An 11,670-nucleotide genomic window follows, 5' to 3' on the forward strand; every position below is an offset into this window, starting at 1 on the left:
GTTCATCAGGAGACGGGCATGCAAGAGATCAAACGGGGTAGAAGGCAGGCCATCAAGACGCTTGGCGCGGCGCTCGCGGCGTCTGCGTTGCCGATGCCGTTCATCAACGTCCGCGCACAGCAGTCGCAGAATTTCGCGGGCAAGACGCTGCGTCTTCTGACCTGGTCCGACGATACGGGAACAGCCGCGTTGCGCAACATCGCCCAGACGTTCACCGCGAAGACGGGCGCCAAGGTGATCGCGGATCGCGCGGACGGCACGTCGGGCATGGTCGCGAAGCTCAAGGCATCGGGCGATCGTCCGACGTACGACGTGATCACGCTCGCAGGTGTCGGCGCGGCAGGTCTCGGCGACGCGGGTCTTCTGATGAAGCCGGATCTCGACAAGCTCCCCAATCTCAAGGAAGTCGCGCCACCATACCGCACGGGCGCGAACGGCTTCGGCGTCGGCTATCTGCTGTGGTCGGACGGCCTGATCTACAACACGTCCACCGTGAAAACGCCGCCCACGACCTATGAAGCGCTGTGGGATCCGAAGTACGCCGGCCGCATCTTTCTGCCGCCGCCGGAATGGGCGGAAGCCGTTGACCTCGCGATCATCGCGGCGAAGCTCGCGGGCGGTTCGCAGCAGAACATCGATCCCGGCTTCAAGAAACTCGCGCAACTGAAAGAGCACGTCATGACGCTCGGCGAAAACCCGAACCAGGTCGCCGATCTGTTCCGTACCGGTTCGCTCGATCTCGGCGGCATTTATTCGCCGGCGTTTTTCCCCACCCAGATTCGCAAGCCCGACTACAAGATGGGCGTGACGTATGGCATGAAAGAGGGCTTCGCCACGCAACTCATGTTCACGGTGATTCCGAAAGCGCATGTGGCGGACAGCGATCTGATTCACGCGTTCATCAATCATTCGCTCGATGCCGGCGTGCAAGGGCAGATGGCAGCCGACGTGCTGAACGGTCCCGTCAATTCGAAAGCGGCGATTCCGGCCGAAAGCCGCGCGTTCGTGCCGAGTCCGCAGCAGATCGCGGAGAAGGCCGTGCTGCACGACGACAAGGCGCTCGCCGCCGTGCAGCCCGCGTGGATCAAGCGCTACACCGAGATTTTCTCGGCATGAGCGGAATGCCCGCGCTCTTCTCGCGGCGCGGGAATGCACCCGCGCCGGCCGCACAGCCCGTCGACGCGTCGCCCGATGCGTCGTTGCGGCGCGCGCATCCGTGGCTGCTGCTCGCACCGATCCTCGTGTTTCTGGCGGTGCTCGCGGCGGCTGCGCTCGTCGTGCTGCGCATGAGCTTCGGCGTGCAGGGAAACGAGTGGCATGCGTTCACGCTGCAAAACTACGTCGAACTCGCCGACGGCTATTTCCTGAAGTCGCTCTGGCTCACATTGCGGCTCGCGTTCCAGAGCATGATCTGCGCCGTGCTGCTGGCGATTCCCGTCGCGCTCGCCATGGCGCGTACGGAATCGCGGCTCATGCGCCGCCTGCTGCTCGCAGGTGTGCTGCTGCCGCTGCTCGTCAATCTGCTGTTGCAAGGCTACGGCTGGCTCGTAATTCTCGGACCGGCGGGGCTGCTCAATCACGCGTTGCTCGGCAGCGGTCTCGTCAGCCGGCCGGTGATGTGGCTGTATCGCGAGCATGGCGTGCTGCTCGGTCTGATCCAGACCGCGTTCCCGCTCGCCGTGCTGCCGATGTCCAGCGCCATGCGCGCGGTGTCGATTTCGTATGAGGAAGCCGCCGCGACGCTCGGCGCGACGCGCTGGCAAACGATGCGCGATGTGATGCTGCCGCTCGCGCTGCCCGGTGTGGTGTCGGGTGCGCTGCTGGTGTTCGCGTACAACGCGAGCGCGTTCGCCGTACCGCTGCTGCTGGGTGGACGCCGCGTGCCGATGCTCGCGGTGCTGGTGCACGACCAGGTTGCGCCGCTGTTGAACTGGCCTGCCGCGTCGGCATCGGGCGTCGTGCTGATGGTCGCGACGCTGTCGGTGATGGCGCTCTCGCAACGGCTGGTGCGCCGCACACAACGTCTGGAGGATGCAGACTCATGAGTACGCAAGGCGGATCCGTCTCGATGTTGCCGATGCGCCTGCCGTCGACTTTGCCCGGACGTCTCGGCAAGGTCACGACATTGCTCGCCGCGGTGGTGCTGTTTCTCGCAGCGTTGCCGATTCTCACGATGATCGCAATGTCGTTCAGCGCATCGGATACGCTCGAATTTCCGCCGCATGCGTACAGCCTGCAGTGGTATCGGGCGGCCTGGCACACCTTTGTTTCGCCGGATGCCAACAGCGCGCTCTCGATGGGCACGGCGCTGGCCACGAGTCTCATCGTCGCGGCATCGACGATGATCATTGCGACGCTCGTGTCCGTGCCCGCTACGTATGCATTGAGCCGCTATCGCTTTCGAGGCAAGCCTGCCGTCGAGCAGTTGGTCGCGCTGCCGCTCGTTTATCCGCTCGTGATGCTGGGGCTTTCCCTGCTGCTCGTATTCAACGTGCTGCCCGTCGAACTCGGCATGTTCCGGCTGATCATCGCGCATGTGATTCTTGCGCTGCCGTTCACGGTGAAGAACTGCGCGGCGTCCGTCGCGTCGATCGGCCCCGAGTTCGAGGAAGCCGCCTGCGTGATGGGCGCAAGCCCGCAACGCGCGATGATCGACGTGGTGTTGCCGTTGATGCGCCCGGGCATTCTCGCCGGCATGCTGTTCGCGTTCATCATCTCGTTCAACGAATTCACGGTCACGTTCTTTCTCTACAACATCGACACGATGACGTTGCCCGTATGGCTGTATAGCCGCACGGTTTCGTCGCTCGATCCGACTGTGTTTTCGTTTGCCGTGTTCATCGTCGCGATCGACTTCGCGCTGATCTGGCTGCTGGAAAAGCTGATCGGCGACAACGGCGTCGCGCTCTGATGTCCGCTCACCTGGACTCGCCATGACTCATCTGACTTTGCAAGCCGTCACGAAACAATTCGGCGCAGCACGTGCAGTCGACAGCGTCGACCTGACCGTCCCCGACGGCAAGCTCGTGTGCTTTCTCGGTCCTTCGGGCTGCGGCAAGACGACGTTGTTGCGGATGATCGCCGGGCTGGAAATGCCGAGCGCGGGCAGCATCACGTTCGCCGGAAACGACATCACACGCGTGCCCGCGAACCAGCGGGACTTCGGCATGGTGTTTCAGTCGCTCGCGCTGTTCCCGCATATGACGGTCGCGGAGAACATTGCGTATCCGCTGAAGCTGCGCAAGACGGGGAAGACGGAACAGACGCGACGCGTCGCCGAACTGCTCGATCTGATCCAGTTGCCGCATATGGCGGCACGCCCCGTCACACAGTTGTCCGGCGGTCAGCGGCAGCGGGTTGCCATTGCGCGCGCGATCGCGTCGTCGCCGAAACTGCTGTTGCTCGACGAGCCGCTCTCCGCCCTCGATGCGAAGCTGCGCGAAGCGATGCAGGTCGAGATTCGTTTGCTGCAGCAGCGGCTGGGCATCACGACGATCATGGTCACGCATGATCAGCGCGAAGCGATGACGATGGCCGACCTGATCGTCGTGATGGAAAAAGGGCGTATTGCGCAGGTCGGCAAGCCGCTCGATATCTACCGCGATCCCGTCAGCGAGTTCGTGGCGGATTTCATCGGTCTGGGCAACATCCTTCCCGTGACCTTCGACGGGCGAGGCGGTGCGAGTCTGCCCGGCGGCACGCAGATTACCGTCGCGAGTCCGGCGCGGGGTCTCGATGCGCGTGGCGATCTCCGTCTGCTGATCCGTCCGGAAGACGTGCACGTCCGTACGGCCAACGACGCCGTCCCGCAGACGCCGCGTGCGAACTGTCTGCCGGGAACCGTGACGTTCATTCGCGATGTGGGCGCGTCGCTGGAAGCGACCATCGATTGCGCCGGGTTCACGCTCACAGCTGCAACTACGCCGCGCGAGACGCCCGGACTCGAACTGGGCATGCCTGTCATGGCGGAATTGCCGGCGCATGCGTGCAAGCTCATTGCTGCACGGACTGCCGTGCATTGAGGCGGTTGTTTATTCTTAGCCGTTCCATACATTTTCTATTGGATCGGATTGCTAATAAAGCAAAACCCACATCCGCAACTCCTGCGACTCGAATCCAGTCGCGTCAGTAAGCGCATACAGAGAAAGCGTATGACGCACTGCTCTCAAAGATGATGCATTTAAAGCGATAAAAAAGCTTGCATTCCACGTGCGGAAAACTATCTTGAGTTAACAAAACGACTCTTCGCCTGGCACCGGAGGAGACCCATGCCGGCTACACGGATGATGATCGCGCGTCGTGCGGGCGTCAGTGTCGCCACGGTCGATCGTGTGCTTCGCGATGATCAGGGTGTTCGTCCCGAAACGGCTGAACGCGTCCATCTCGCGCTCGCGACACTGCGCGACGAGCGCGCGAGCCGTGGACGTCCGTCGAAGACCACGTCGTTCAGAGTCGCGTTCGTCTTACCGCAGATCAATTCCCGCTTTCTCGATCAGGTCGAGCGCGACATCGCGCTGTCGGCGAGTTATTTTCGCGAGCATCGTCTCGTCTCGTCGTTCTATCGTTGCGACCTGTCCAGTCAGCGCGACGCAACATCGCTCGCGCAGCAGCTGATCGATTACGACGCGCTCGTGCTCGTGCCGCTCGATTACCCGTGGATCGAACGGATGATTCAGGACATGACCGATGCGAACGTGCCTGTCGTCACGGTCTTTTCCGATTTGCCGTCGAGCGCGCGCGCCGCATATGTCGGCGTCGATAACCGCATCGCGGGACGAACGGCGGGGCTGCTGATGGGGCGCTTCGTCGGCTCCCGCATCGGCACGGTCGCCGTGCTGTCGGCGTCGTCGCGTCTGCACGATCAGCTCGAACGCCGCATCGGTTTCGCTCAGGTTCTCGAAGAGGATTTTCGCAACCTGCGCTGGCTGACCGAGCCCGATTTCGCCGAGGACGACGGCAGCGCGGGTCTCGCCGTGCAGGGCTTATTGGCCGGACACCCGGATCTGGTCGGCGTCTACGTGACGGGCGGCGGTATTTCGGGCATCGCGGCAACGTTGCAGGAATCGGGCGACAAGGCGCGCGTCGTACTGATCGGCCACGAATGCACGGCCGACACGCGCGCCCAACTGTCGGAGCGGGCGATCGACGTGATCCTCGATCAGGACGTGCGCGGCATCGTCCATCTGGCGGGACTCGCCGCCCTCAATTTTCTGAACGACGTGCGCGGCGTGCCCGCGATCCCGACGCCCGAAACCCGTATTTATCTTCGTGAGAATGCGCATGCCTGAAGCTCGCGACACGCGGACGATCTGCCAGGTCCGCCAGAGCCGAATGCAGCGTCCGGCGCATGGACGCTGTCTGTGATCAGGTTGGAGACCCGACAGAGACAAGGAGAAGGCATATGTTACGTCTTACGTCAGCAAGGGTAATCGCGGCCGTCCTGGCGTCGCTGGGAATAGGCTTCGGATCGGCGGCGCATGCGCAAGGCAAGCAGTTGACGCTGTGTTGGGCTGCGTGGGATCCCGCCAATGCGCTCGTCGAATTGTCGAAAGACTTTACGGCGAAAACGGGAATCGCGATGAAGTTCGAATTCGTGCCGTGGACGAGTTACGCGGATCGCTTCCTCAACGAACTGAATTCGCATGGAAAGCTGTGCGATCTCATCATCGGCGACAGTCAGTGGATCGGCGGGGCGGCTGTGAACGGACACTACGTGAAGCTGAACGACTTCTTCGACAAGAACAAGATATCGATGAACGACTTCGTGCCTGCAACCGTGGTGGGCTACGCAGAATGGCCGAAGAACACGCCGAACTACTGGGCGCTGCCCGCGATGGCGGATGCCGTCGGGTGGACCTACCGCAAAGACTGGTTTGCAAGGCCCGAACTGCGCGCGGAGTTCAAGCAGAAGTACAAGCGCGAACTCGAACCGCCGACCACGATGGACGAACTCAAGCAGACAGCGGAGTTCTTCCAGGGCCGCAAGATCGACGGAAAGACCGTGTATGGCGTGTATATCTTCACGGAGCGCGGTTCGGAAGGGATCACGATGGGCGTGACCAACATGCTTTACAACTTCGGCTTCGAATATCAGGATCCGAAGAAACCGTATCACCTCGACGGCTACGTGAATTCGCCCGGTGCGATAAAAGGACTGGAGTTCTATAAGGCGCTTTACAAATGCTGCACTGCGCCCGGCATGACGAACGCCTACATGCAGGAAGGACTCGATGCGTTCAAGTCGGGGCAGGTCGCGATGCAGATGAACTGGTTTGCCTTCTTCCCGGGTCTGTACAAGGATCCGAATGTCGGCGGCGACAAGATCGGCTTCTTCGTCAATCCGAAGGAAACGAAGCAGTTCACGCAACTCGGCGGACAAGGCATTTCCGTCGTGTCGTACTCGGATCACAAGGCGGACGCACTCGAATATATCAAGTGGTTTGCGCAGCCGGATGTCCAGAAGAAGTGGTGGCAACTCGGCGGCTATTCGGCGGCGAAGTCGGTCGTGGACGCGCCCGATTTTCCGAAAAGCGCGCCGTTCGCGCCCGCGTTCCTGAAGTCGATGTCGATCGTCAAGGACTTCTGGGCCGAGCCCGCGTACGCCGAACTGCTGCTCGACATGCAAAAGCGCGTGCATGACTACGTGGTCGCCGACAAAGGTACCGCGAAAGAAGCGCTCGATCTGCTGGTGAAGGACTGGAACAAGGTCTTCAAGGCAGAAGGAAAGAACTAGAAGATCAGGGTCCATGAACGCGCGGACGGGCGGGGCGACCGAACCCGACCGTCCGCGATGGAAAGGAGTCGGGCATGTTGGCGAACAAGCCTTTTCCACCGGAAGGATTGCAGACGAAAGTGCAGACGCGCGCGAGCACGCGCCTGCGCGGACTGTCCGACCGGACTATCGCGTGGCTGTTCATTCTTCCGACCATCGTGCTGCTGCTCGCCATCAACATCTTTCCGTTGATCTGGGCATTGCGGCTGTCGTTCACGAATTTCAAGTCGAACATGCCGAGCGTGCCCGCGCGTCCGGTTGGCATCGACAACTACACGGACATCCTCACCGACGAAGACATCTGGTACGCGATGCAGGTGACGGCACGCTTCGTGTTCTGGTCCGTCGGGCTGGAAGTGCTGCTCGGCTTCGGGCTGGCGCTGCTGATCAACCGGCAGTTTCGCGGCCATAGTTTCTGGACCACGCTGATCCTGCTGCCGATGATGCTGTCGCCCGCCGTGGTCGGCAACTTCTGGACCTTTCTGTTGCAGCCGCAGACGGGTCTGTTCAACGACATCGTCAGTTTCTTCACGGGCATTCCGCCGAACTCGTTTCAGATGATCGGCGACGTGCCGCTTGCGCCGTGGACCATCGTCATGGTCGATACATGGATGTGGACGCCGTACGTGATGCTGATCTGTCTCGCGGGTTTGCGTTCGATCCCGGACTACATCTACGAGGCCGCCGAAGTAGACCGTGCTTCGCCGTGGCGCCAGTTCTGGTCGATTACGCTGCCGATGACGTTGCCGTTCCTGATGCTCGCGATCCTGTTTCGCGGTATCGAGAACTTCAAGATGTTCGACATGGTGAACCTGCTGACTTCGGGTGGTCCCGGCTCGGTCACGGAAACCGTCTCCATCACGCTCAAGCGCGCCGCCTTCGAAAAGTGGCAGACGGGCTATTCGTCCGCGCTCGCGATCATTCTGTTCGTGGTCGTGTTCGGCGCCGCGAACATCTATGTGAAAGCACTCAACCGGGTGAAACAGCGATGACAGACCTCGCGCTTCAGCAGTCAGTGGTGGCCGCGTCGCCGCGCAGCAAGAGATTTGCTGCCGTCGTCGTGATCGCCTATGCGCTGATTGCAACGCTGCCGATCCTGTGGATCATCCTGACGAGCTTCAAGACGCAGGAGGACGCGATTGCGTATCCGCCCGTCGTGGTGTTTCATCCGTCGATGGAAGGTTACGTCAATCTCTTCACGATCCGCTCGCGGCAGACGCCGGAGTTCATCGCGAGCTTGCCGCCCGCGCAGACGTGGTACGACCGCGACGTGCGAAAGCGCAATATGGTGATTGCGGGACCGTCGAAAGTATTGCCGCGCTTCGTCAACTCACTCGTGATCGGCTTCGGTTCGACGTTTCTCGCCGTCTTTCTCGGCACGCTCGCAGCGTATGCCTTCTCGCGTTTCAAGGTTCCGCTTGCCGACGATCTGCTGTTCTTCATTCTGTCCACGCGGATGATGCCGCCCATTGCCGTCGCGATACCCATCTATCTGATGTATCGAGCGCTCGGTCTCTCGGACAGCTATCTGGGCATGATCGTGCTCTACACGGCCGTGAATGTGTCGTTGGCGGTATGGCTGCTCAAGGGCTTCATCGACGAAATTCCGCGCGAGTATGAAGAAGCCGCGCTCGTCGACGGATACACGCGCCTGCAGGCATTCGTCAAGGTCGTGCTGCCGCAGGCGATTACCGGCATCGCGGCGACGGCCATTTTCTGCCTGATCTTCGCGTGGAACGAGTACGCATTCGCGTTGCTGCTGACGAGCGGCGACGCGCAAACCATGCCGCCGTTCATTCCGTTCATCATCGGCGAAGGCGGGCAGGACTGGCCGGCCGTCGCGGCCGCCACGACGCTGTTCGTGCTGCCCATCCTGATCTTCACCGTCGTGCTGCGCAAGCACCTGTTGCGCGGCATCACCTTCGGAGCGGTGCGCAAATGAAAGTCCAATCCACCATGCCGCGCCGCCGTCTTTTCCGCCGGCGCTATTGCGAGGGCGCATCGACGGTGCTCATCGGCGTCGGCATCGCGATGCTGGTCCAGCCGTTCACCGTCGATCTCTACACCTGGTCGTTTCCTGTGATTCTGGTGGGTGCGCTGGCCTTCGTCGTGACCAGCCACTTTCCGGAGTGAGCCATGTCGACGATCGTACTTTCCCGGCTGCATAAACGCTTCGGCGATTTCACCGCCGTGCGCGATACGAATCTCACCGTCGGCAACGGCCGTTTCGTGGTGCTGCTAGGACCTTCCGGCTGCGGCAAAACCACGACGTTGCGCATGATCGCCGGGCTTGAACTGCCGACGTCGGGCCAGATTCTGATCGATGGCGAAGACGTGACGGCGTTGCGGGCGCGTCAACGCGACATCGCGTTCGTGTTCCAGATGTTCGCGCTTTATCCGCATATGACGGTGCGCAACAACATCGCATTTCCGCTGAAGAACGAGGGCATTACGCGCCGCGAAATCGCGGAGCGCGTCGATGCGGCCGCGCGCATGCTGCGCATCGACACGCTGCTGGATCGCAAGACGGGTGGATTGTCGGGCGGCGACCGGCAGCGCGTGGCATTGGGGCGCGCGATCGTACGACATCCCAAGGCCTTTCTGATGGACGAACCGCTCGGCACGCTGGACGCGGACTTCCGCGAACTGATGTGTCTGGAGCTGCGCAAGCTGCACAACACGCTCAATGCGACGACGGTGTACGTCACGCACGATCAGCGGGAAGCGATGGCGATGGCCGACGACATCGTCGTGATGAATGGTGGCGAAGTGCTGCAATCCGCGTCGCCGCATGAGATCTATCACTTCCCCGCGACTGTGTTCGTCGGCAGCTTCATCGGCAGCCCGCCGATGAACTTTCTGGCCGTCGACGGCGACGTCGATGCGGGAACGGAATCGGTCATGCTCGGTGGCGTGGCCGTCGCCGTGCCGCGCACCGACGCGTCTGCTGCGCACGCGCTGCTCGGCGTGCGTCCCGAGCATGTCGTGATCGACGAGCAAGGCGCATTGCGTGGTCGTGTGATCGCCGACGAGTATCTCGGCTCGCATCAGATTCTGGTCGTCGAGACTGCGCTTGGCGTCGTGCGCGTCAGAGTCGGCAAGGACGCAGGTCGGGCCGCGGGATCGCAGGTCGGTCTGTCGTTTCGCAAGGAGCGCACGCTGCTGTACGACGCATCGAGCGGCAAGCTGCTGCCCTGTGCGGCGCGGCAGACGGCCATCAATGGGAGCGGCAATGGAGGCGCTTATGTCTGAGATTCGCTTGCACGGCGTGACGAAGCGATTCGGCGATATCGTCGCGGTGAACGATGTGTCGATCGACGTGAAAGAGGGCGAGTTCGTCGTGCTGCTCGGACCGAGCGGCGCGGGCAAGACCACCACGTTGCGGCTCATCGCCGGTCTCGAACGTCCCGACGATGGCGACATATTCATTGATGGAGAAGCCGCCACGACAATGCATCCTGCCGACCGCGACGTTGCTTTCGTCTTTCAGCAGTATTCGCTGTATCCGCATCTGACGGTGTTCGGCAACCTGGCTTTTCCACTGCGTTCTCCACGTCGACGCGTGAGCGAGGCGGAAGTCACGGCGCGCGTGCAGGCCGTCGCGCAAATGCTGCATATCGAGTCGAAGCTCGGCAACCTGGCGACGCATCTGTCGGGCGGCGAGATGCAGCGCGTCGCCATCGGGCGGGCGCTCGTGCGGCAGCCGAAAGTCTTCCTGATGGACGAGCCGCTGTCGTCGCTCGATGCGAAGCTGCGCGAGGAATTGCGGATCGAACTGAAGCGGCTGCATCGCACGATCGGCGCGACGATCATCTACGTGACGCACGATCAGGTTGAGGCCACGACGCTCGCGGATCGCATCGGGATACTCGAACATGGCCGCATCGTGCAGATGGGTGCGCCGCGCGAAGTGTACGGCGACCCGGCTTCGCTGAGCGCGGCGCAACGGCTCGGCTCGCCGCCGATCAACCTGCTGCCCGCTGTTCTGTTCGATCCGGCTGCGATGCCCGAGGGCACGTCCACGGTCGCGATCCGTCCTGAGGATATCGTGCTGCACGCTCCCGACACCTGCGACGCGCTCAACCTTCGCGTGCTCGAATATTCACCGCTTCGGCATCTGCTGATTCTGGATCGCGACGGCACCGCGATTGCCGCAACGACGATGACCGAACGCAATTTCGTGCCGGGGCAAATGGTCGGCGTGTCGCTGCCCCCGCGCAGCCTTCTCTATTTCCGCTCCGACGGCAGGAGGATTCCGGCATGAACGGGAAAACGGTCATGGCGTGCATCGAGGCCGCGCATGCGGCGCTGAAAGAACATACCGACGAAATCGCGGCGCTCGACCAGCAGATCGGCGACGGCGATCATATCTTCAACCTGCTACGGGGCGCCGATGCGCTCCACGCCATGCGCGCCGAGATCGAGGCCGAGGCGTTTGCGCCCGCACTGGATCTCGCCGCATCCAAACTGCTGTCGACGGTCGGAGGTTCGTCGGGGCCGCTGTTCTTCTCGCTGCTGCACGGCATGGCGAAGGCCTCGGACGACGTGGGCCCGGCGAACGTCGAGGCGGCGGCGCGGATGTTCGCGGCCGGCGTCGATGCCGTCACGCAGCGCGGTAAGGCAGGTATCGGCAGCAAGACGATGATGGACGTGCTGATTCCTGTCGCGTCGCGTTTTGCGGAACTGGCCGACGAAGACGCGGCGCCTGAAACGGTACTCGATGCATTGCCGCAGGTCGCCGAAACCGGCATGCTCGCCACGCGCGACATGCTGGCGACCAAAGGACGCGCATCGTTTCTCGGCGAGCGCTCGCGTGGCCACATCGATCCCGGCGCGCGCTCGAGCCAGTTGATGATCGGTGCGGTGTGCGCGCGGCTCGCGCAGGACAGGGAATGAAA

Annotated in this window: 12 protein-coding genes; all 12 read left to right on the forward strand. The window is 62.2% G+C overall.

Going from position 1 to position 11,670, the window contains the following annotated elements; translation table 11 throughout:
- Window positions 1-18 precede the first annotated feature (18 nt).
- Window positions 19-1,116 carry an ABC transporter substrate-binding protein gene (locus QEN71_RS09380; RefSeq protein ID WP_201649317.1) on the forward strand — a complete coding sequence of 366 codons (1,098 nt, stop codon included), beginning with the start codon at window positions 19-21 and terminating at the stop codon, window positions 1,114-1,116.
- Window positions 1,113-2,045: an ABC transporter permease gene (locus QEN71_RS09385; protein ID WP_201649316.1), complete on the forward strand. Its 933-nt coding sequence runs from the start codon at window positions 1,113-1,115 to the stop codon at window positions 2,043-2,045. Before QEN71_RS09380 ends, QEN71_RS09385 begins: the two co-directional genes overlap by 4 nt.
- Window positions 2,042-2,911 (forward strand): ABC transporter permease, encoded by an 870-nt coding sequence (locus tag QEN71_RS09390; protein ID WP_233471733.1) that lies wholly within the window; start codon window positions 2,042-2,044, stop codon window positions 2,909-2,911. The genes QEN71_RS09385 and QEN71_RS09390 overlap by 4 nt, the downstream gene beginning before the upstream one ends.
- Before the next feature lie 22 nt (window positions 2,912-2,933).
- On the forward strand, window positions 2,934-4,022 hold the full coding sequence (locus QEN71_RS09395) for an ABC transporter ATP-binding protein (RefSeq protein ID WP_201649315.1): 1,089 nt from the start codon (window positions 2,934-2,936) through the stop codon (window positions 4,020-4,022).
- 246 nt (window positions 4,023-4,268) lie between these two features.
- A complete protein-coding gene (locus QEN71_RS09400) occupies window positions 4,269-5,288 on the forward strand; it encodes a LacI family DNA-binding transcriptional regulator (protein WP_201649314.1) in 1,020 nt (339 codons plus the stop codon).
- A 113-nt stretch (window positions 5,289-5,401) separates the two neighbouring features.
- Window positions 5,402-6,733, forward strand: a complete 1,332-nt coding sequence (locus QEN71_RS09405; RefSeq protein ID WP_201649313.1) for an ABC transporter substrate-binding protein — start codon at window positions 5,402-5,404, stop codon at window positions 6,731-6,733.
- Between the two features lie 74 nt (window positions 6,734-6,807).
- Window positions 6,808-7,764 (forward strand): carbohydrate ABC transporter permease, encoded by a 957-nt coding sequence (locus QEN71_RS09410; protein ID WP_201649312.1) that lies wholly within the window; start codon window positions 6,808-6,810, stop codon window positions 7,762-7,764.
- Window positions 7,761-8,714, forward strand: coding sequence for a carbohydrate ABC transporter permease (locus QEN71_RS09415; RefSeq protein WP_201649311.1), 954 nt, complete (start codon window positions 7,761-7,763; stop codon window positions 8,712-8,714). The genes QEN71_RS09410 and QEN71_RS09415 overlap by 4 nt, the downstream gene beginning before the upstream one ends.
- Window positions 8,711-8,905: a hypothetical protein gene (locus QEN71_RS09420; protein WP_201649310.1), complete on the forward strand. Its 195-nt coding sequence runs from the start codon at window positions 8,711-8,713 to the stop codon at window positions 8,903-8,905. The genes QEN71_RS09415 and QEN71_RS09420 overlap by 4 nt, the downstream gene beginning before the upstream one ends.
- A 3-nt stretch (window positions 8,906-8,908) precedes the next feature.
- Window positions 8,909-10,024 (forward strand): ABC transporter ATP-binding protein, encoded by a 1,116-nt coding sequence (locus QEN71_RS09425; protein WP_201649309.1) that lies wholly within the window; start codon window positions 8,909-8,911, stop codon window positions 10,022-10,024.
- The gene (locus QEN71_RS09430; protein WP_201649308.1) at window positions 10,017-11,036 is read left to right on the forward strand and encodes an ABC transporter ATP-binding protein; all 1,020 of its coding nucleotides are present in this window, start codon (window positions 10,017-10,019) and stop codon (window positions 11,034-11,036) included. The genes QEN71_RS09425 and QEN71_RS09430 overlap by 8 nt, the downstream gene beginning before the upstream one ends.
- The gene (dhaL, locus tag QEN71_RS09435; protein WP_201649307.1) at window positions 11,033-11,668 is read left to right on the forward strand and encodes a dihydroxyacetone kinase subunit DhaL; all 636 of its coding nucleotides are present in this window, start codon (window positions 11,033-11,035) and stop codon (window positions 11,666-11,668) included. Before QEN71_RS09430 ends, dhaL begins: the two co-directional genes overlap by 4 nt.
- Window positions 11,669-11,670 lie beyond the last annotated feature (2 nt).

Source organism: Paraburkholderia sabiae (assembly GCF_030412785.1).
In the GTDB taxonomy this organism is placed as follows: Bacteria; Pseudomonadota; Gammaproteobacteria; order Burkholderiales; family Burkholderiaceae; genus Paraburkholderia; species Paraburkholderia sabiae.